Consider the following 21864-nt stretch of genomic DNA (forward strand, 5'->3'; position numbering starts at 1 on the left):
ACTTCGAGAAGTAAAAGCAAACTAGTGATTATCAACTCACAAGTGCCCACACAGATTAATAGGTTTCAAATTGTTAAAGAGCTTTTCTTCTACTTTCAAAGCGTTTTCGCCTTTCTGTGAAGAGGACGGTCATTTTATCTATTTAAGTCTCAGTGTCAAGCACTTATTTAAAACTTAAACTCTAACCATCTTGTCCACCAACCCTTTGCTGCTCTATGTTGAGCGCTCCGTGTCAGTGAGGTCGCATTATAGAGAGCTCGATCATATTAGCAAGCATTAAATGCCTTTTTTTCTATGATTTCTTACTGTTTGTTGGTCATTTAACCGATACAAAACTTATACTTTCTTACCCTTAAGCGGAGCACAAGTTGTTCACAGACTTATCCACAAATCATGTTTAATCAAAAGAAAATTGATAAATCAAATCAACGGCACTGTCTACTCCAGATATTGCTTCTATATAGAGATCACTAATAATTCGATACCTTAATGTAAATTCACCAAGAGAATCAAATATACCTACACCATACTTAACTTGTAAGTCTGGTGCTATATATCCACTAATCGTAACTTGAGACTCTTCACCAGAACCTGCTGTATCTAATTGTAAATCTTGAACTCCAAACGCCTTGCCGATTTCACCAACAACTTTTCCGCTTTTAGCTAAGCTTAATCCTATTAATGTTGTCGTCATTGCATCACCTCCAGTATCACTACCAATGTCCTGCCCTCTTAGTAAATAAGACAAAGCATTAGCTTGTGGCATGCTTGGTGAAGAATATATTTCAACTGTTGGAGTATCTGCTGGACCATTAACACGAACACCAGCAACTACATCATCTCTGGTATTATCAGGATTACGCACCGCTTCAATATCAATGTATGGTTGGTCTGCCGGGCCATTAAATAATATTTTACCTTTGCTAATCTGAAGGTCTTGACCAAATGAGCGATAGGTTCCTTCTTCTATATTCACTTCACCTGTAATAAAAGGACCCTTATTTTTTTGTGTAATATTCAAATTACCAACAAGTCCACCTTCCAAACCAAAGGCTGATAATAAAACATCATCACCTATACTAATATTTATATTAGTTTCAACCGTCATCGGTAACGGAGTATTTTCTTCTACTGGCTGTAAATCATCATTTAAGATTATTTCATCTTTAGATAAACCAATCGCACTTTCTGGTAATTCTTTAATGACGATTCTTCCCCATGGAATACCAATGGAACCTGTAATTTTCGCCAAAGCAGGTGTTACTCTGATTTTCATATCTGGTTTAACTTTTAATCTCACCATTGGTGGTATATTAACTTGAAGCTCATTACCAAATACATCTAACCCTGCTTTCCAATTAGCAAGATCTAACCAATCACCAGAGCCCGTTAAATTAAGGTTGCCTTCAGGTGTCGTTATCACTGATGTAAGCTTACCTTTATGCCCATCAAAATTGATTTCAACATTGCCATCATCAATATCAACCGGTGATATGTCACCTTCTACCTTTATTCCGTCAACATTAAGCTTTCCAAATAATTTAGGATGCTCAGCTTTCCCTGATATTTTAATATCAGAATTAATGATTGCATTTAATTGGCTGAATTCACCAAGAAGGGGCTTTAGCATTGCTAATGAGATTTGCTTAATATCAGAGTGGCCGCTTAATGTTTTAGACCCAGTAAGATGATTTATTTTAAGGTCACCTTTCAATTCCCCATTATCAGTAAGTGCAATCAACCAATCCGTTAGCAATTCATCATTTTGCATTTCTGCATTGATTTGAATTTTATCCCAACCAACCCTGAGTGGTTCTTCCATTTCTTGTTCTATATTACCTTTCGGTAAATAAAGAGACGCTTTCACATAAGGTTTTTTCCCAGGAGACCATTGGGCTAATGCATTAAGGTTAACTTCACCATTAATTGCTGTCTCTTCTGGAAAGAATTTTTTTAATTTATTAAACTCAAAATGATTAATACTGATATCAGCACTGCCCACTTTTCCAGCTTTCAAGTCTTTATTCAAACACAAGGATGCGCCCCCTTGGCTCCAACAGTTAGCTTGCACAAAAAACTCTTGTTCTTTTATGTTATATGCTAATGACGCTTTCTTATCTAAATTCCATTGACCAATATCTGTATTAACATCAGCTTCACTTAATTCACCTTTCCACCCAACACTACGATTTAATGCCCCCTTAAACACCAAGTGAGAATCAATAACGTTAGAATCTAAGTCAATTTGTAACTTATGGCTCTTTTCTTTTCCGCTAAACCGAATAATCAAATCATTAAGTATCTGCTTTTGATATTTACCATCTAAAAGGTTAATACTGATATCTGCATCAATCGATGGCATTGGTACAACATAACCTTTAATAGAGGCTTTATTAATAGTCGCTTGTTCTGGTAGTTCCAATCCCAAGGCATCTATGTCAATGGCAATTTTAGGCTCCGTTAATTTACCGGTTAATACGATACCGCCAAAAACCTTACCGTGAACTTCTGGCACACTGTCTGATAATTCAGGAAAATCTATATCAACATTAAGGTCCCACTCTTTATCCAAAGAACCAGAAATAGAAAGTCCATTATCCCCATGATTCAATGTTAACTGTGTGATATTGAGGTGCGGTTCCCCTGCCCCTTTTATATCGTTAGCGGTTAGGCCGCCATTAATATCTAGCGGATAGTTTCTGAATATTCCATTAATATCGATTAGTGGTGTGTCTACTTCCCACCCCCCTTGTTTTGTTAAGTTTCCAGATGTGATGATTTTTCCACTGATATTACCCTCCGCCTCTGGCCATTGAAGTCCGGGTTGAATATTCTGAAGATAAACACTTCCTTTCCAATTAACTAGAGATGCCAAATTAGCTTCAGCATTACCAGTAATTGAACCACCTAATGTATCGATGATAAAATCAGATAAGTTAATTGTCTCTAAATTACCCTTACCTTCAAGACGGACATCTGTTTGAGGGATTGTTTTTCCCTCTATATATAGAGCACTAGCAAACTGATATTTATCAAGATTACCTTTTGCTTTTAGATTTGGCACACTAACTTTAAATTCTTTCTCTCCTGACAGCGGCCAATACAACTCTGTTTTTGATACATGAATATCAAAAGGTAATGCCTTATTTAATGGTTGAACTTTAATATCAACCATCGCCTTTAAACCACCAGAAACATTTAAATTTGCAGTTAAATCAGCAACACTTCCACTCACACTAATTTTAGCTTTATGCCCTTTTAGTTCTGTTTGTTTTAATTCGGCTATTGCGTTGAGTGTTAAAGGGTAATTCCCTTTTAACTCTATTTTATTTTTTAAAGATAGATTCGCTTGTGGGGTATCTAAATAAAAATCATGAACATCTACATCAAACTCACCAATATCAGCCTTAAATGCTAACTGATTGATGTGAATCGGTGTTTCTTGTTTCAACATAAAATCACGTAATTCGAACTGTTCAATATTAATATTTAAAGGGATGTAAACATTAGGTAGTGTAATGGTATCTGTCGTTGAAACAGTTTTCTTTTCATTAGATTTACTGACCTCGCTTTTAGCCAGTTCAACACGGATCTTATTCCACTTTAGAGGTGTAATAGTTAAATCACTTTTATATAATTTAACTCCTGTAGAAAATGTACTCCATTGAACATGATTACCTAAAATACGAAGGTCTATATTATTTAATGTTATGTTTGACAAATTGATAGGAAATGGAATTGAAAGTAATTTATTTGCTGTTGCTGGTTCTTTAATCGATGGTTCATCTGGCTCTGGAAGCTTAGGGAAATCCAACGTTAGTCCATCAATCGTTATATCATCGACACACAGAGATGGCGTCATTAAACATTTAGTAGTCGCAGAAAAATGAAAATTAGAGACATCGACATTAATTAAGTTTTTATCTTTATAGCTAATCCCTGATAAGGAAAACTCGGGAAGTAAACTGCCTTTCACACCTTTAATCAATAGTTGAGGCAATGCTTTTTCTGCTCCCCATACGATTAAATTTAGTCCTGAATTAGTAAAGACTAAGCCACCAAGCAATAATAAGAGAACCAAAAATATACTAGGTAAAAATAATGCTAAACAAAGACAATGGCGACTAAAGCGACGTTTCTTTATTACTATCTTAGTATCTTGATCTTCATTTACATCCAAAGAACTCATATCTCAGGCCCTAAAGTAAAATGAATTTTAAATTCGTCACCTGGTTCAGCATCAAATCCCCAAGCAAAATCTAACCTTACAGGTCCAACCGGAGAAGCCCAGCGAATGCCTAAACCAGCACCCATTTTCCAATCTGGCGTTTCAATCCACGCGTCACCATAATCAACAAAAGTGGCTAACCACCAATTACCAACAACTCGATATTGATATTCAAGACTTGATGTTGCCATAAATTGACCACCCGTTAGAAAGCCATCACTATCTTTTGGAGACACCTCTTCATAACCGTAGCCACGGATACTGTTATCACCACCAGCAAAAAATCTAATAGACGGAGGAAGTTTATAAAAATTATCCGTATACATTGCCCCAAGATCAGCCCGAGCAACCCCACGATGATTTTGACCAATACTACGAATGATAGCACCTTGCGCTTGAAGTCGAAGTAACTTCGCATCAGATGTTAATGCTTGATCGGTTACTTCTATCGTAAACGCTTTTTTATCGCCCCACATTGGCATTGTTCCACCACGAGTTCGACTTTTAGAAAATGACATTCCAGGAAGAACTAGCCATGCAGAACCATCTTGAATACCTTGGGTAAACTCTTCATAAAGAAAGCGAGTATAAATCGTTCGATGCCAACCAGAATCAAATACCCAATGTCTTTCAAAAGCCAAATTGGATTCTAAGCTGTCCGTATCTCGATTATCTACATTCTTTAGCCCGTACTTAACAATGTAATAATCTTTAAGCACCTGTTCTAAAGGTATTTTATACGAAACTGTTGCTTCTTGTTCTGGCTTTGAAATTGATATAGCACTATCAAAACTATGACCCGCTTCATTTAACCACGGTTTTTTCCAACGTATTTTTCCTCTTACTCCAACATCTGTCGAATAACCAATACTGGTTTCAAGTTGATTACGTACTTGAGGTTCCAAATGAATCTTCATTGGTAGTTCTCTATTTACTCCAACAGATTCAAGGTTTGGTTCAACATAAACAGAGGAGAACCACCCCGTATTTGAAAGAGATTGATTCAATTCACCGATTTGACTTGCAAGATATGGATCGCCTTCTTTGAAAGGAATAATTGAACGCACTCGTCTCTCTTCTATTTGACTACCTTCAATCGTCGAAGCTCCAAAACTATAACGCTGACCACTATCATAATGTAATCGCACCATTGCTTGATGACGTCCAGGTGCTACTTCTAATTTATTTAAGGAAAAATCACCGTCAAAATACCCTTTCCTTAATGCTAAATTTTGTAAGGTACTTTTTAAGCTTTCGTAATTTCCATGATTCAACACTTGGCCTAGATTCAAACCAGAAGACTCAACCGCACGAATAAAATCAACATCATTTTCGGCTTCTCCCGTAATCAAAATGTCACTGACATAAATATAAACAGGTTCCCCGGGATCAACATTAACCACAAGAGTCTGCTCGCCCTTTTCTCCTTCCACAGAAAATGTAATTACTGGTTGGTAATAACCAAGAGCTTTTACAGCATCATTAATATTATCTTCAAGGCGTGATTGAAAGCGAAGAGAGACTGAATAGTCTTCTTCTGGGATTCCAGAAATGTAGGCATCTACATTACTTAATAAAGGTCCTTCTAAGCCCTCAACGTCTAATTCCACTTCAGCCATTGTTTGAAATGGAAAAATAAACAAACAGGAAATTAAAACGAGGGGTAACTTCTTTGTCATACTTATAATTATTCTATTGATTCAATAATACATTCTATGTAATGGTAATTTACTCGCTTTGTAGAGTAGCACAAGGTAAAAGTCTTCCAAATGACTCAGTTGAAGGATGCGACATGACCATAAATAAAGCTAACATAATTTCTCATTTCATCTTTAATGTGGATTTAAATACAATACCAGAAAAGCATGACGTCATTTATTTTGGAATGGGATGCTTCTGGGGAGCGGAGCGTCTATTTTGGCAATTATCAGGCGTATACTCGACTGCCGTTGGGTATAGCGGTGGAACAACAATAAACCCTAACTATAAGGAGATCTGCACTGGTGAAACAAACCATGCTGAAGTTGTTAAGGTTGTCTTTGATCCTTCCGTCATATCCCTTGAAACCTTACTTCATTCATTTTGGCAAAAACACGACCCAACCCAAGGTATGCGCCAAGGTAATGATATAGGGACTCAATACCGCTCTGTTGTTTTTACTGATTCAGATAAACAAACATCACTTGCTAGAACAACACGACAGCAATATCAGAATGCCTTAAAAAAACAAAATATTAGTGATTTAATTACCACTGAAATTAGTCCTCTTGAGACCTTCTATTTTGCTGAAGAATACCACCAACAATATTTAGCAAAAAATCCGAATGGTTACTGCGGTTTAGGTGGTACTGGCGTTTGCTTCATATAAAATAAAAAAGGTGCTCATGATTAGCACCTTTAATTTCAATCAATTGGTTTACGCTGGCATAGCAGAAAGCTGGCGGATATGCAGATTAACCTCACTCATTACTGATAACATTCTTTTATTTTCATTATGTGGCATCAGAAGCCTTCCACCATCAAACTCAAATGAACCAATACCTTCAATGTGAAGTTGCCCTTTAAATAACGTTTTAACAAATCGTGCGATTTGAAGTGGTCGATAAGCCTTAAAATTTCTAAACATAGCCATTACCTCAATAATCCATATAAGGTTTTATTAATAGTTCATCAAAACATATGTACATCGCCACTATGTTTTATCTAAAAATATCACTTTTAAACATTTGTCTAACATTGTAATCCACAGAACAATGTACCGCAAGCTGGATTTCACATCTAATTAACAATTAACATCCATACACTACTGGTCGAATCGCTTTTTTGTTTTCTCTGCACTACACTATCCCTACTCATTTTTAAGGATAATAATAATGAAAAAAGTAAAACTATTAGTACTTAGTACTGCTTGCCTATTACCTTCCCTTTCTTTTGCTAATAATATAACTCTCAATCAAACGATACCTCCCGTTTCAGTAAAACAATACGGTGAGATCTTTTATACTGATAATGCCTTCCAATACAGTAACTGGAATACAGAGCAGTTAAAGGGCAAAGTCAGAGTATTGCAAGCAATTGCAGGTCGCAGCAACGCTAAAGCAATGAACGCTGATCTTATGAGTGCTATCACCTTAGAAAAGTTCCCTGAATCAAAATATCAAACCACTACAATCATTAATCAAGATGATTCAATTTGGGGCACTGGTGGTTTTGTAAAATCTTCCGCCGAAGAAAGTAAAAAAGATTTCTCTTGGTCTTCGATGGTTCTTGATGAAAATGGAGCTGTAGCTAAAGCTTGGGACTTAAAAAAAGAAAGTTCAGCAATTATTGTTCAAGATAAGCAAGGAAATGTTATTTTCGTTAAGGAAGGAAAACTATCTGAAGATGAAATTGGTCAAGTTATCTCATTAATACAAGCTCAGATTTAAATAAATACCTTGCTTATGAAATGTTATATTATTACATTTACCGCTCAAGGCATCTTTAAGGCGGTATAATGCAATCGTATTTTTTTACTAAACAGCGCTGGTTAAATTGGAGCTTAGTCGCTCTTTTAGTGCTGTTTGGTTTTTTGATTGCAAACCACCAAGTTGATACCAATATACAACACCATGAAAACCACCACTGCCAATTATTTCATTCTATTGGCTCTGGACTTATTGCTCATGTTGCCGCCTTACCATTTATCCCTCAACGAATCATACCATCGACTTTTTCTACTATAGAAAACAGTAACCCATTATTTATTACCGTACATTCCCGAGCTCCTCCTTTATTTCTATTTTTTAATTCAGTAAATTCAAAAATTTATAACTCTTAAATAATAGGAAACAATTATGTTTATCCGTAATAAAAAAATGCTACTTAGTCTCGCTATTTCAAGCTCTTTATTTTCAATTCCTTATGCTGCAAATGCTAGCGACCACGAACATCATGAGCATGAGCATCACGACAGTGAGCACCGTCAACATAGCGCTCATGTTCATGGCGTTGTTGAAATGAACATCGCTCAGGATGGCGAACATATACTCTTTGAGATAACAGCGCCTGGATCTGATGTAGTTGGTTTTGAATACGCTCCAAAAGATGAAAATCAAAAACAAGTTCTTGCTCAAGCGGTTAAAACCCTGAATAACCCTGATTCCATTTTTGTATTACCTAGCGATGCAAAATGTACTCTAGAAGAGGTTCATGTTTCTCATAATCTCTCTAATGATGAGGGTCATGATGACCACGACCACGACCACGACCACGACCACGACCACGACGAGCATGATGGTGAACATCATGAAGAACATAGCAAACACGGTGAATTCAATGCCCAATATGAATACCATTGTGAAGCCATATCTGCACTAAATGAGATCGAAACTAAATGGTTCACACAATTTACTCATAGCCAAAAAATGACAGTTCAATATTTAGGTGACTCCGGACAAAAAGCCACAACATTAACGGCTGATGCTCCAGCTATAACTCTATAAGTAGGTATGGCGGTGGCAACACCGCCATCATTAATGATGAATATTATTGAATTATCAAACCTAACGTTTTATTGGCCAAATCAAACAGAAGCAACGTTAGATATTCCAGCGTATCAACAAAAACAAGGCACTAAAGTATTTATCAAAGGTCCAAGTGGCAGTGGTAAATCAACATTATTGAGTTTACTTACTGGGATTTTAGCACCTACTGAAGGCACCGTTATTATTAACGGCACTGATATTGAACAGTTAACATCAAATCAAAGAGACCGATTTAGAGCCGATAATATTGGTTATATTTTCCAGCAATTTAATCTACTCCCTTATTTATCTGTTATTGATAATGTCATTCTGCCTTATCAATTTTCGTCAAAAAAAGCATTATCAAAACCAGAACTGATAAATGAAGCTAAACGACTTCTTTCTGCCCTTCAATTACCAAACTCACATTTTAATAAACCAATTACCGACCTTAGTATTGGTCAACAACAACGAGTAGCGGCAGCGAGAGCTTTTATAGGAAAACCTAAATTAATTATTGCAGATGAGCCTACATCAGCTTTAGATCATGAAACTCGTTTCGCTTTTATTCAATTACTCATGAAAGAATGCGAAGAAAGTAGCGCAAGCTTATTATTTGTTAGCCATGACCCAAGCTTAGAATCCTTATTTGATCTAAGTCTCGACTTAAGAGAATTAAATAAAGCAGGAGTTATTGCATGATAGGTATCGCACAACTTGCTTGGAAAAGCCTAAAAAACCGCAAAACAACCGTTTTATTAACCGTATTAACTATCGCTATCTCTGTCATGTTATTGATGGGAGTTGAACGCATTAGGACTCAAGCTAAAACAAGCTTTGCAAATACAATCTCAAACACTGATTTAATCGTTGGCGCGCGTTCAGGGCAAGTAAATTTATTACTCTATTCTGTATTTAGAATTGGGAATGCGACCAATAATATTGATTGGAAAAGCTATCAAGAAATTAGCAACCAGCGCTCGGTTAAATGGTCTATTCCTATTTCTCTTGGTGATTCCCACAAAGGATTTCGAGTGATGGGAACCAATCAAGATTATTTTAGGTTTTACCAATATGGAAAAAAACAACCTCTCGCATTTAAAGAAGGCAAACCTTTTTCTCACTTATTTGATGTTGTACTAGGTGCCGACGTAGCAAAGAAGCTCAATTACCAGCTTGGTGATAACCTTATTATTGCTCATGGAATTAGTGATAAATCGTTTACTCGACATGATAATTTACCGTTTATTGTGACCGGAATTTTAGAACCAACCGGGACTCCTGTTGATAAAACACTTCACGTTTCATTAGGTGCAATAGAAGCAATACATGTTGGTTGGGAAAGTGGCGCTCATCTTGGGAATTCACCAGATGCCCACACTTTAGAACAACATCAATTTAAACCCAAAGAAATTACAGCCTTTATGCTTGGTCTTAATTCAAAAATTCAAACATTTGGGTTACAGCGTTATATCAATAACTACACTAAGGAACCATTAAGCGCCATACTTCCAGGCATCGCTTTGCATGAATTATGGGGAATGATGTCGGTAGCAGAACAAGCATTACTTGCTGTTTCTATATTTGTGGTTGTTGCAGGTTTAATGGGAATGCTCACAAGCTTATTAACCAGCTTACAAGAACGACGTCGTGAAATGGCAATACTAAGATCAATGGGAGCTCAGCCTAAACATATTTTCACTTTATTAATCAGTGAGGCAATGGTAATTACCATCTTTGGGATCATCGTAGGCCTAATAGGCTTATACCTATCACTGGCAATATTACAGCCTATAATTCAACAATATTACGGCATTGCAATTGAACTTACATTGCCTACTGTATATGAATTAAAACTCTTAGCTATCGTGTTATTCTCTGGTTTTATGATTGGTATCATACCTGCAATTCAAGCCTATAAAAACTCACTTAACGACGGCATGACAATTCGACTTTAGAGGTGCTTCATGAAGAAAAAACTGCTCACTTTTATTTTACTGCTATTGCCACTGGTCGCACACAGTAATGATGTATTAAAACTTGATTGGTTGGATTTAATTCCAGAACAAGAACGTAATCAATTTGATTCTATAGGTATGCCAAAGGTGGATCATAATGGTGCCACAATGGAGCAATCTCTTGTTGGTGGGGTTAGACAAGAATTAAACGGCAGTATGGTAAAAATACCAGGTTTTGTAATTCCTCTTGAAGGGGATGACAAAATGATTACTGAGTTTTTACTGGTACCTTATTTTGGAGCTTGTATCCATGTTCCACCACCACCACCGAATCAAATCATTTATGTGAAATTTGAAAAAGGGGCTCCTATACAGCAATTATGGGATGTTATTTATATAGTAGGAACACTGAAGACCGAAACCATCAATAGCGAACTTGCAGAGACTGGCTATCTTATTGAAGGGGTTCGCTTAGAAGAGTATGACGACGAATAAATAAAAATAACATAATTTTAAACACTGGTTTATTTTATATTGCTATATAGTAAGATAAATAAACCAGTGTAATTGCACAGTATCAATCAAAGTCACCACGAGTAATATTTTTATATCCTCCATCATACTTATTCCAATATAAACAATGGATTACTCTTCAAATAAACACTTATCATTTAACTACCTTTCAGATTGATTTTTATGATTTTTTCTTAATTATCACTTGAGTATTAAAGTTTTTCTTTTCTAATACCGATACTATAAAAAGTAGAACCGTCAGTTATCAAGGCTAAACGACCCCATGAGCTCACAACAAAGTGTCATCACAAAAGATGAGAAATCTAAAGAACAACAAACACACACAAAAGAGCACTATGTGGTAAGTAGTGCTCGACGCCTAAAAGAAATTGCAATAAAACAAGGATTAGCAGCAAAACTTAATCCTCCTAAGCCAGAAGAAACGTTATTAAAGCGTGCACTATATAGAGAAAAAATCCTACGAGAACAACAGCAACAAAACTTAGAACAAATTATTAAATTTGCTCATGATTATTGTAAAGATGAAACAGCTGGAGATCCTGACCCTGATTGGATCCATCGTTTTTTTGAAATGGCAAAAGATATCCATGATCCCTCAATGCAGCGTTTATGGAGTCAGATTTTCAAACAAGAGGTTATTACCCCTGGTTCAACCTCAATGAAAGCACTTAAAGTATTAAAAGACATGACTCAGCGTGAGGCTCAAACATTTCAGAGAGCAGCATCATTAGCGTGCAGTTTTGGGCAAGATAACAGTAAAAAACTGTTACTCGGTTATAAATGTGCAGGCACCCTATTTAATCTCTATAAAGCTGATGGACCTCAACTCGTGCACTTGGGTAACTATAAACTTCCCTACTCTAGTTTATTATTACTGATTGAGTTGGGATTATTACTTGGAACAGAATTAGAATCAGGTGAAATAGAATTTGAACCAGCATTACCTTTACAATACCAAGGTAAACAACTGGTAATCAAACCAATACAAAAGGGATCTCGCCTTGTGTATTATCGCTTCAGTCCAACAGGTGCCGAACTATGCAAATTACTCGGCAATAAACCGAACGATAGCTATTACGATAATGTCATTGCCTTGCTTAGTCAGAAATTTATTGTTGAAACCGATGTGACAAAAAACATTTCAACGATGGCTTAAAGATAAACGCCCAAACCGATTTCGATTTGGGCGCTTACATATTATTCATTTTTAACCGTTAAATAATCTCTCGAACTCTTAATTCATTTAAGCATTGCTCAACAAGCACATCAATTGACTCATGACCTGCTGGTAAATCAATTTCAGGATTTAATGGTTGTTGGTATTCAGAATCAATCCCAGTAAAATGCTTGATCTCTCCTGCTCGAGCTTTTTTATACAAGCCCTTTGGATCTCTTTTTTCACATTCATCTAAAGACGTATTTACGAACACCTCTAAAAACTCATTCTTAGGCAGTAAATTTCTAACCATCTCTCTTTCTATACGATGAGGAGAAATAAAAGCACTTAATACAATTAACCCCGCATCAGCCATCAATTTAGCTAGTTCACCAATACGTCTAATATTTTCTTGCCTATCATGATCTGAAAAGCCCAAGTCCTGACATAGCCCATGCCGCACATTATCACCATCTAACAAATAAGTATGATAACCAAGTTCAGCAAGCTTAATTTCTAATGCACCTGCAATTGTTGATTTCCCAGCGCCAGATAATCCAGTAAACCACAGTACTGCGGGCTTTTGCTTTTTAAGTACAGAGCGAGTTTCCTTGGTTACTAAATGTTGATGCCAAACAATATTTTCATCTTTAACAACGTCTTTGACTGTCATGTTTCATCCTTGAATTAAAATGGGAAAAAATAAGGGATTAACGCGAGTACCAATACCGAATAAATGATCGACATCGGTAATCCCACTTTTACGTAATCAAGCAAAGTGTAGTTACCCACACTAAATACTAATAAATTAGTTTGATAGCCATAAGGCGAGATAAAGCTCGCGCTGGCTCCAAAAAGTACAGCCATAATAAATGGCATAGGATCAACTCCGTATCCAAGAGCCATACTGTAGCCAATAGGGAAAGCAAGTGCTGCCGCAGCATTGTTCGTGATCAATTCAGTTAAAACCAAAGTCATAAGATAGACCGCGATTAACGCTCCCATTACCCCCCAGCCATTAAATAATGTCATGAACATTTCACCCAACAATACAGAAAGGCCAGACGACAACATTAATTGAGCAATAGAAAGAGCGGCGCCAACAATAACGACAATATCAACAGGGAAACGACGACGTAATTCTCCAATATTAATCACGCCGAATCCCAATAACGCTAAAAGATAAACAGACAAACCTTTAATGATAGGAAATAAACCTAATAGTTCAGCAGCAATAACCCCTGCAAAACCTAATAATACAAGACTGCTTTTATCTCCATCTAACTTAGCAGCAGAATCTAAATCACTAATAATGACAAATTCTCTTTTAAGCTGTTGTTTGCTTTGTTCAAAATGTTTACCCGGGACAAGTACTAACGTATCCCCAGCTTGTAATTCAATCTTCCCTAAACCACCTTCAAGTCGTTCATGACCACGTCGAATAGCAACAACTACCGCATCAAAACGGTCCCTGAATTGTGAAGATTTGATACTTTTCCCTCGAATAGAAGCCGATTGGCTTACTACAACTTCAATTAAGTTTTGTCCATTTAAATGATGCTGACCAAAAAGCGTTAACCCATTAATTTCTTGTAGCGTCGTGACACTTTCAATATCACCACAAAAAAGTAATCTATCTCCTGCGAGTAAAACCATTTCAGGGTCAACAGAAACAATCGTCTTTCCTTCTCTGATCACCTCCGCTAAAAAAAGTTTTCGTAACGCTCGTAAATTATTTTCTGTAATGGATTTACCCACTAATGAAGAACCGCCCTCAACTCTTGCTTCTAAAAAATAAGGCAATTCATCTTGGCTACCATCATCATATGCGGGTAATAAATAACTCAAAGGAATTAAAATCAGCAAACCACCAAACAACACAGCTAACCCAATTGCGGTAGGTGCAAAAAAGCTTAAACTTGGTAATCCCGCATCTTCAACAAAGCTATTAATGATCAAATTCGTTGATGTGCCAATTAAGGTTAATGTCCCCCCTAAAATAGCGGCGTAAGAAAGAGGAATGAGAAGGCGGGATGGCGCATGGCGTTGATTACGTTTTATTGCACCAATTAAAGAGACCACCACTGCGGTGTTATTCGTAAAAGAAGAAAGAATAGCAGTAGATAGTCCTAATTTTCCTACCACACTCCCTAACCTTCCTTCTGAAATATAGCGTCCTACCCAACTGATAAGACGTGTTTTTTCTAAGGCACAAGAACTTAAAATCAATAACACCAAAGTTAGCAGTGACGAGTTAGTAAAGTTTTTTGCCAAGCTAGGTAAATCAATCATCCCTAGCATAAAAGCAATAAACGCCGCCCCTGAAAAAATCACACTTGGTTTTAATTTACTTGCTAATAGGCTCACAATAATAAGAGCCAATAAAGCCAGAACGAATCCTTGTTCCCATGCCATAGACTATTCCTTTTTAAGCCATTAACTTAAAAGTTTAGAAACGTCTTGTGCTTTCCAATGAGGAAAATGTTTACGAACTAACGCGTTCAATTCCACCTCAAAAGCACTGACATTATCATTAATAGGTTTCGCATCACTCAGTTCAGAAAGGTTTTGGATCATGCCTGCCCCTACCGTGACATTCGTTAAACGATCAATAAAGATAAAGCCACCCGTATCGGCACAATCTTTATAACGATCTAAGCTCACCGTTTCTGTCAGGGATACATCACACAAACCAATTCCGTTTAGAGGCAATTCTTGTGTCTCAAACGTATCCAGACTATTAATATTTACCTGATGATGAATCGCATCAATTTGGCCTACCGTTTTCTTACCTGCAATTTTAATATCGTACTGACGACCAGGCTCTAGCCCTTTTTCTGTCATCCAAACAATTTCAGCTTTAAATTGATCTGTTGCGGTTAAGTTTGAATTCGACTTAACCAATAAATCACCACGACTAATATCAATTTCATCGTCTAATGTAAGCGTGACCGCTTGACCCGCTTGTGCCGAATCTAAATCACCATCAAACGTAACAATTCGCGCGACTTTTGTTTTTTTACCCGATGGCAAAGCAACAATTTCATCTCCAACAGCAATACCCCCTGCCGACACGGTGCCCGCAAAACCGCGAAAATTTAAATGTGGACGATTAACGTATTGGACAGGAAAACGGAATTCACCATTACCTCTATCTGAATCGATATCTATATTTTCAAGCACTTCTAATAATGGAGCCCCTTGATACCAAGCCAGAGCCTCACTTTGATTAACAACGTTATCTCCTTCCAATGCAGATAACGGTAGGATAGAAAGCTCTAGATTTGGGTTATTTAATTTCTTAGAAAACGTTAAATATTCTTCTTTAATTTCTTCAAAGCGAGATTGAGAATATTCAACTAAATCCATCTTATTTACTGCAACGACAAAATGACGAATACCCAATAAGTTTGCTATATAAGAATGGCGACGAGTTTGGTCAAGTACACCTTTACGTGCATCAATCAAAATAACAGCCACATTACAAGTTGATGCACCGGTTGCCATATTACGCGTATATTGTTCATGCCCAGGAGTATCCGCAATAATAAACTTACGCTTTTGAGTTGAAAAATAACGGTAAGCTACATCGATAGTAATGCCTTGTTCACGTTCTGCTTGTAGGCCATCGACCAATAACGCCAAATCAGGGCGGTCGCCTGTTGTTCCCACTCTTTGACTGTCAGCATGAACGGCATCTAGTTGATCTGCATAGATTTGTTTTGAATCATGGAGTAGTCGGCCTATGAGGGTACTTTTACCATCATCCACCGAACCACACGTTAAAAATCGAAGTAACGATTTGTATTGATGTTCTTTTAAATAAGCTTCAATACCAAGCTCTGCCAGTTGTGTTTCTACTGCACTATTCATTAATTATTTCCTTCCCTGTGGCTTGATATTAAAAGTAACCTTGACGTTTTTTCAGTTCCATTGACCCTGATGAATCATGATCTATCGCTCGCCCTTGACGTTCACTTGAAGTGGCAACTAACATTTCTTCAATAATTTCAGGTAACGTATTTGCGGTAGATTCAACAGCACCCGTTAATGGGTAACAGCCCAACGTTCTAAAACGAATGTCTTTATGTTGAATTTCTTCGCCTTCTTCTAGCTCTAAACGCTCATCATCTACCATGATCAACATGCCATCACGCTCAACCACTGGACGCTTCTCAGATAAATAAAGCGGAACAATTTCAATATTTTCTAAATAGATGTATTGCCAAATATCCAATTCAGTCCAATTTGATAATGGGAAAACTCGGATGCTTTCCCCTTTATTAACTTGGCCGTTATAAGTATTCCATAACTCTGGACGCTGATTTTTTGGATCCCACGTATGATTTTTATCTCGGAATGAATAAACACGTTCTTTTGCTCTAGACTTTTCTTCATCACGACGAGCCCCACCAAATGCGGCATCAAAACCATATTTGTTCAATGCTTGCTTTAACCCTTGAGTTTTCATGATGTCTGTATGTTTTGATGAACCATGAACAAACGGATTAATACCCATCGCTAAACCTTCAGGGTTCTTATGTACCAATAGGTCAAAACCATATTTTTTTGCGGTTTTTTCTCGAAACTCAATCATCTCTTTAAATTTCCAATCCGTATCAACATGAAGAAGTGGGAATGGAATCTTTCCAGGATAGAAAGCTTTACGAGCAAGATGCAGCATCACAGAGGAATCTTTACCAATCGAGTACATCATGACTGGATTATCAAACTCGGCTGCCACTTCACGAATAATATGAATACTTTCGGCTTCTAGTTGCTGTAGGTGGGTTAGTCTTTTTGCGTCCATGTGTTTTAGTCCTTTAGGCTGAATTTGGTAATGTCACCTATTATTGAAATTGATTACGTTGTCATTGCACCAATTCTCTTTTCCATTAGGTGGTTATTTTTCATTCCAATAGAAGCACTATAGACGGGTTACTTTATTACCTGAAATTCTAAAATTTCATTTTTTATTCGATTTAATACTAACGACTGAGAATAAAAAGGTTCCATTTGGAAAATTTATAAATACATACACACTAAAAAATCAAAACAAAGCACTGAAATCATACCCATCAATCCTACCGTAGGCTGATCAATCGCACACATTGAGAGCCCCGTTACATTTATAACATTATCAATCTGTTATCTTAATTGGCGCTTTTATGACTATCACCCTTGGAGAACATTATGAAACTCTCTGTTAAACCTGTTTCACTTGCTGTATTAGCTGGCTTAGGCTTATTAACCATCTCTGGTTGCACCCCAGCACCAACCGACACAAATGAAGTGATTAATCTACGTATTGTAGAAACAACTGATATCCATACCAACCTAATGGATTACGATTACTACAAAGATAAACCATCTCAACAAATTGGTTTAGCGCGTACAGCTACGTTAGTAAAAGAAGCGCGTGGAGAAGTTAAAAACAGTGTTTTAGTAGACAATGGTGATTTACTGCAAGGCAGCCCTATGGGTGACTACATGGCAGATAAAGGGTTAGAAGCTGGTGAAGTACACCCAGCTTATAAGGCCATGAATCAATTAGATTATGATGCAGGTAACATTGGTAATCATGAATTCAACTATGGTTTGGACTTCCTAGCAGAATCGATCAACGATGCTAATTTCCCATACATTAATGCTAATGTTTATGATGCAGAAACAAAAGAACATTACTTCAAGCCATACATTATTAAAGCGCATACATTTAAAGATACCGCGGGTGTAGAACACGAAATTAAAGTGGGTTACATCGGTTTTGTTCCACCACAAATTATGGTGTGGGATAAGAAAAACCTTGAAGGAAAAGTATTTGCTCGTGACATTAAAGAAACAGCAGAAGAACTGATCCCTCAGATGAAAAAAGAAGGCGCTAACGTTATCGTTGCGATCCCTCACTCTGGTGTGTCAACTAATCCATATAAGCAAGGCGAAGAAAACTCTACTTACTACTTATCCGAAGTAGAAGGCATTGATGCTATTGCTTTTGGTCACTCTCATGCGGTATTCCCAGGAAAAGGATTCGATAACCTGCAAGGTGTCGATAATGAAAATGGCACTATTAATGGTGTTGCTGCGGTTATGCCGGGTCGTTGGGGCAGTCACGTTGGTGTTATGGATTTAACACTTAAACAGAAAGATGGAAAATGGTCTGTGACTAGTGGTGAATCTGAAGCTCGCCCTATTTTCGATAAAGAAAACAACAAGTCACTCGCCGCTGCGGATGAAGGCATTCTAAAAGCACTAGAAAATGATCATAAAGGCACTCGTGATTTCGTAAACCAACCCATTGGTCAAGCTGACGATGTTATGTACAGCTTCTTAGCACTCGTGCAAGATGACCCAACCGTTCAAATCGTAAACCTTGCACAAAAAGATTATGTAGAACGCTTTATTCAAGGTGATCCTGATTTAGATGGTACTCCTGTACTTTCTGCTGCTGCGCCATTTAAAGCAGGCGGTCGTGGAAATGATCCAACAAACTTCACTGAAGTTGAATCGGGACAATTAACGTTCCGTAATGCGGCTGATTTATACTTATACCCTAATACGCTAGTTGCGATGAAGGTTACAGGTAAAGAAGTAAAAGAATGGCTTGAGTGTTCTGCCGGTCAATTTAAACAAATCGACATCAATAGTACTGCACCTCAACAATTAATTGATTGGGATGGCTTCCGCACATACAACTTTGATGTTATTGATGGGGTTAACTACCAAATTGATGTTACTCAACCAGCAAAATATGATGGTGACTGTAATGTCATTAATGAAGGCTCTGAACGTATTGTTGGTTTAACTTACCAAGGCAAACCAATTGATGCGAAACAAGACTTCCTTATCGCAACCAATAACTACCGTGCTTACAGTAACAAATTCCCAGGTACCGGTACTGATTTCATTGCGTTTGATTCTCCAGATGAAAACAGAACAGTAGTAGCAAGCTACATTACTCGAGTCAGTAAAGAAGAAGGTCAAGTACAACCATCAGCTGATAATAACTGGTCTTTCGCGCCCATTACTAATGGTGAAAAACTGGATATTCGCTTTGAAACATCACCAAGTGATAAAGCAGCTCAATTCATCAAAGATAAAGGTCAATATCCGATGACTCGTGTTGCAACAGATGATGTAGGTTTCGCTGTTTATAATATTAATCTAAATAAATAAACACAGCCTTTAGCTAAAAAATTTAGCCTCGATAAACAGATAGCATCGTTACTTAACGGTGCTATTTTTTTTACACAAACCATAAAACAACGTATTTGCCGCTAAACTCCCTGTAAATATATTAATTAAAATAAGTAATATTTGGATGTAACTATCGATATTGTTTATCGTCAATCCTAGCCATTTCACTTCTATCCAACTTTCTAATAGTTCCTCCTTTGCAGAAAGAACATCTATCGATGCAAACGTCCCTAAAATAATGAGTAGCACACTGCATAGAACATAATGAAACCATTGATCTGCATACACAATTGCACTTAATAAATTAAAAATCAAAACGCCATAGGCTAAAAAGGAAAAGAAATAAAACACCTCATAGATATGAAAAACAAACGAAGCAATAAAGAAAAAAATAAATAACCCTATCGCAATACCTACGTGCAACCAAAATCTAGAATTCATAAATTAACCAAATACAAATGGAACCAATGTTTAATCATAAGCTCAAATTAAAACAAATGAGATACAAATATTTACATTTATTTAATATATGCCACTCTAAGTAAGACATAAAAAGGAGGGGGTATGGACAATTTAATTACTTGCATACAAGACGCATTATTTACTTCTCACAGCTCTGAGTTCTCTCTATTTCTAGGCATCATTTTACTTTCTTATTTACTTGAAGACTTAGCAATTGTCACTGCGGCCAGTTTAGCGGCACAAGAAATGGTTACGCCTACGATAGGCCTACTGGCTGCTTTTATCGGTATTGCTAGTGGTGATCTCGGTTTATACTTTTTAGGTCGCCTCTCTACACGCTTCCGTTTAATCCGATATAAAACATTAACCAACACTCATTTACGTTACTTAAGGAAAAAACTGCAATCTAATCCTATGCTTAATTTATTCATTATCCGATTCATCCCAGGATTACGAACCATAGGTTTTACCTTAAGCGGAATATTTAATATTAATGTTTTTGTTTTTTTTGCAGCAGTAATGGGAGCGACAGCCACATGGACAGCCATTGTTTTTCCAACGGTTTATTTTTTAGGAAGCTCTCGCTGGGTTCAAGCCAGTGAGCATCAATGGATTATGATCCCAGTGATGACTCTCGTTTTATTAGCTGCTAATCGATTCGCAAAGAAAAAAATATCAAAGGGATTAACATAATGGTGCATCACTCAATTAATACTATTGCTAAAGGCTATATAAATGCAGGTATGCCGATACTAGAAGAGGATTCTCATCGAAGTATTTCTCCCTATGAGTTTTTACCTAGTTGGTTTTTTTATACCCCCGTTGTTATTCAAAGCTTTTTTCTTGGGCTAAAACATTTTGATTTTGCACTTCCTCTTATTGCAAATCCATCCATAAAACTAAGTGGTATGGTGGGCGAATCTAAACACGATATTTTAACTCTAGCGGGTCCAGTGGCAGAACAATGGATCTCTCCTTTCATTACCATCACGACTACCGCAAGCGCAATACAGCAACAAACCCAAAATGCTATCGACGAAATGAATCAACACCAATTGTTCTTCCCTGTTGTCGCGAAGCCTGATTTGGGTTGTCGAGGCGTTGGTGTAAAACTCCTTCAATCCCAGGAACAACTCACTGATTATTTTAATTCGTTTCCTATTAATGCTCGATTTTTAATTCAAGAAAAAGCCCCTTATTCCGCTGAAGCCGGAATTTTCTATGTCCGTTATCCAAATGAGAAAAAAGGAACTATCATTTCCATTACCCTTAAATATTCTCCAATGGTTGTTGGTGACGGTCTTAGTACATTAGAGCAACTGATAAAAAATGACAGCAGAGCTGGTCAACTCGCTCACCTATACCTTCCTCGTCATAAAAGTATGTTAAATACCATTTTAGAAAAAGATACCGAGTTTCAACTCGCTTTTGCGGGTAGTCACAGTCGTGGTTCTATTTTTAGGGATGGAAACAAATACATCACAGATAAACTAGCACAACGTCTAGATGGTATTTTTGATGATTTAGAGGGATTTCATTACGGTAGGCTTGATGTGAAATTTAAAGATATTAACGCTTTAATGAATGGTGATGACTTTACAATTTTAGAAATAAATGGCGCAAGCAGTGAGGCTGCCCATATCTGGGATAGAGACACACCGTTAAAAACGATTTTTTCAACCTTATTACTTCAATACAAAATTTTATTTGAAATTGGTGCCCTACAGAAAAAACAAGGTTATCACTCTCCTAAAATAAAAGAATTATTGGCGGCTTGGAAAGAAGAGAAGCAATTAACCCTTCAATATCCATCGACCGATTAGA

At 37.0% G+C, this 21864-nt stretch carries 19 protein-coding genes; 11 read left to right on the forward strand and 8 right to left on the reverse strand.

Annotated features, from left to right (window positions below; all coding sequences use genetic code 11):
* Positions 1-397: 397 nt before the first annotated feature.
* Together A6E03_RS19075 and A6E03_RS19080 are read right to left on the reverse strand one after the other, a co-directional pair.
* Entirely contained in the window at positions 398-4189 is a 3792-nt protein-coding gene (locus tag A6E03_RS19075) for a translocation/assembly module TamB domain-containing protein (RefSeq protein ID WP_065601538.1), read from the reverse strand.
* Complete coding sequence (locus tag A6E03_RS19080; protein WP_065592191.1) at positions 4186-5907, reverse strand: autotransporter assembly complex family protein; 1722 nt, start codon at positions 5905-5907, stop codon at positions 4186-4188. The genes A6E03_RS19075 and A6E03_RS19080 overlap by 4 nt, the downstream gene beginning before the upstream one ends.
* A 41-nt stretch (positions 5908-5948) precedes the next feature.
* Between A6E03_RS19080 and msrA the strand changes: the two genes are divergently transcribed.
* Complete coding sequence (msrA, locus tag A6E03_RS19085; RefSeq protein ID WP_083201885.1) at positions 5949-6596, forward strand: peptide-methionine (S)-S-oxide reductase MsrA; 648 nt, start codon at positions 5949-5951, stop codon at positions 6594-6596.
* A 48-nt stretch (positions 6597-6644) separates the two neighbouring features.
* Here msrA and A6E03_RS19090 read toward each other — a convergent pair whose 3' ends face one another.
* A complete protein-coding gene (locus A6E03_RS19090) occupies positions 6645-6854 on the reverse strand; it encodes a DUF1107 domain-containing protein (RefSeq protein WP_065592273.1) in 210 nt (69 codons plus the stop codon).
* A 247-nt stretch (positions 6855-7101) separates the two neighbouring features.
* Between A6E03_RS19090 and A6E03_RS19095 the strand changes: the two genes are divergently transcribed.
* The 7 genes from A6E03_RS19095 (at position 7102) to A6E03_RS19125 (ending at position 12381) form a co-directional block, all read left to right on the forward strand.
* Entirely contained in the window at positions 7102-7656 is a 555-nt protein-coding gene (locus A6E03_RS19095) for a YtfJ family protein (protein WP_065601540.1), read from the forward strand.
* 68 nt (positions 7657-7724) lie between these two features.
* Positions 7725-8048 carry a DUF2607 family protein gene (locus tag A6E03_RS19100; RefSeq protein WP_065592194.1) on the forward strand — a complete coding sequence of 108 codons (324 nt, stop codon included), beginning with the start codon at positions 7725-7727 and terminating at the stop codon, positions 8046-8048.
* Between the two features lie 16 nt (positions 8049-8064).
* Positions 8065-8712: a DUF2796 domain-containing protein gene (locus tag A6E03_RS19105; RefSeq protein ID WP_065601541.1), complete on the forward strand. Its 648-nt coding sequence runs from the start codon at positions 8065-8067 to the stop codon at positions 8710-8712.
* Positions 8713-8748: 36 nt separating this feature from the next.
* The gene (locus A6E03_RS19110) at positions 8749-9435 is read left to right on the forward strand and encodes an ABC transporter ATP-binding protein (RefSeq protein ID WP_065592274.1); all 687 of its coding nucleotides are present in this window, start codon (positions 8749-8751) and stop codon (positions 9433-9435) included.
* Complete coding sequence (locus tag A6E03_RS19115) at positions 9432-10691, forward strand: ABC transporter permease (RefSeq protein ID WP_065601542.1); 1260 nt, start codon at positions 9432-9434, stop codon at positions 10689-10691. Before A6E03_RS19110 ends, A6E03_RS19115 begins: the two co-directional genes overlap by 4 nt.
* 9 nt (positions 10692-10700) lie before the next feature.
* Complete coding sequence (locus A6E03_RS19120; protein ID WP_065592197.1) at positions 10701-11186, forward strand: DUF3299 domain-containing protein; 486 nt, start codon at positions 10701-10703, stop codon at positions 11184-11186.
* A 301-nt stretch (positions 11187-11487) separates the two neighbouring features.
* On the forward strand, positions 11488-12381 hold the full coding sequence (locus A6E03_RS19125; RefSeq protein ID WP_065592198.1) for a TIGR03899 family protein: 894 nt from the start codon (positions 11488-11490) through the stop codon (positions 12379-12381).
* Positions 12382-12439: 58 nt separating this feature from the next.
* Here A6E03_RS19125 and cysC read toward each other — a convergent pair whose 3' ends face one another.
* The 4 genes from cysC to cysD are packed head-to-tail and all read right to left on the reverse strand — an operon-like array spanning position 12440 to position 17215.
* Positions 12440-13054 (reverse strand): adenylyl-sulfate kinase, encoded by a 615-nt coding sequence (gene cysC, locus A6E03_RS19130; RefSeq protein ID WP_065592199.1) that lies wholly within the window; start codon positions 13052-13054, stop codon positions 12440-12442.
* A gap of 14 nt (positions 13055-13068) precedes the next feature.
* Positions 13069-14796 (reverse strand): SLC13 family permease, encoded by a 1728-nt coding sequence (locus tag A6E03_RS19135; protein WP_065601543.1) that lies wholly within the window; start codon positions 14794-14796, stop codon positions 13069-13071.
* 21 nt (positions 14797-14817) lie between these two features.
* Positions 14818-16254: a sulfate adenylyltransferase subunit CysN gene (cysN, locus tag A6E03_RS19140; protein WP_065601544.1), complete on the reverse strand. Its 1437-nt coding sequence runs from the start codon at positions 16252-16254 to the stop codon at positions 14818-14820.
* A gap of 28 nt (positions 16255-16282) precedes the next feature.
* Positions 16283-17215: a sulfate adenylyltransferase subunit CysD gene (gene cysD, locus A6E03_RS19145; protein ID WP_255310678.1), complete on the reverse strand. Its 933-nt coding sequence runs from the start codon at positions 17213-17215 to the stop codon at positions 16283-16285.
* A gap of 359 nt (positions 17216-17574) precedes the next feature.
* Between cysD and cpdB the strand changes: the two genes are divergently transcribed.
* Positions 17575-19557 (forward strand): 2',3'-cyclic-nucleotide 2'-phosphodiesterase, encoded by a 1983-nt coding sequence (gene cpdB / locus A6E03_RS19150; RefSeq protein WP_065601545.1) that lies wholly within the window; start codon positions 17575-17577, stop codon positions 19555-19557.
* Between the two features lie 48 nt (positions 19558-19605).
* Here the strand turns inward: cpdB and A6E03_RS19155 are convergent, their stop codons facing one another.
* Entirely contained in the window at positions 19606-20019 is a 414-nt protein-coding gene (locus tag A6E03_RS19155) for a hypothetical protein (protein ID WP_065592204.1), read from the reverse strand.
* 123 nt (positions 20020-20142) lie between these two features.
* Between A6E03_RS19155 and A6E03_RS19160 the strand changes: the two genes are divergently transcribed.
* Together A6E03_RS19160 and A6E03_RS19165 are read left to right on the forward strand one after the other, a co-directional pair.
* Positions 20143-20733 (forward strand): DedA family protein, encoded by a 591-nt coding sequence (locus tag A6E03_RS19160; RefSeq protein WP_065601546.1) that lies wholly within the window; start codon positions 20143-20145, stop codon positions 20731-20733.
* Positions 20733-21863, forward strand: coding sequence for a D-alanine--D-alanine ligase (locus tag A6E03_RS19165; RefSeq protein ID WP_065601547.1), 1131 nt, complete (start codon positions 20733-20735; stop codon positions 21861-21863). The genes A6E03_RS19160 and A6E03_RS19165 overlap by 1 nt, the downstream gene beginning before the upstream one ends.
* Position 21864: the final 1 nt, after the last annotated feature.

The organism is Aliivibrio sp. 1S128, from assembly GCF_001691065.1.
In the GTDB taxonomy this organism is placed as follows: Bacteria; Pseudomonadota; Gammaproteobacteria; order Enterobacterales; family Vibrionaceae; genus Aliivibrio.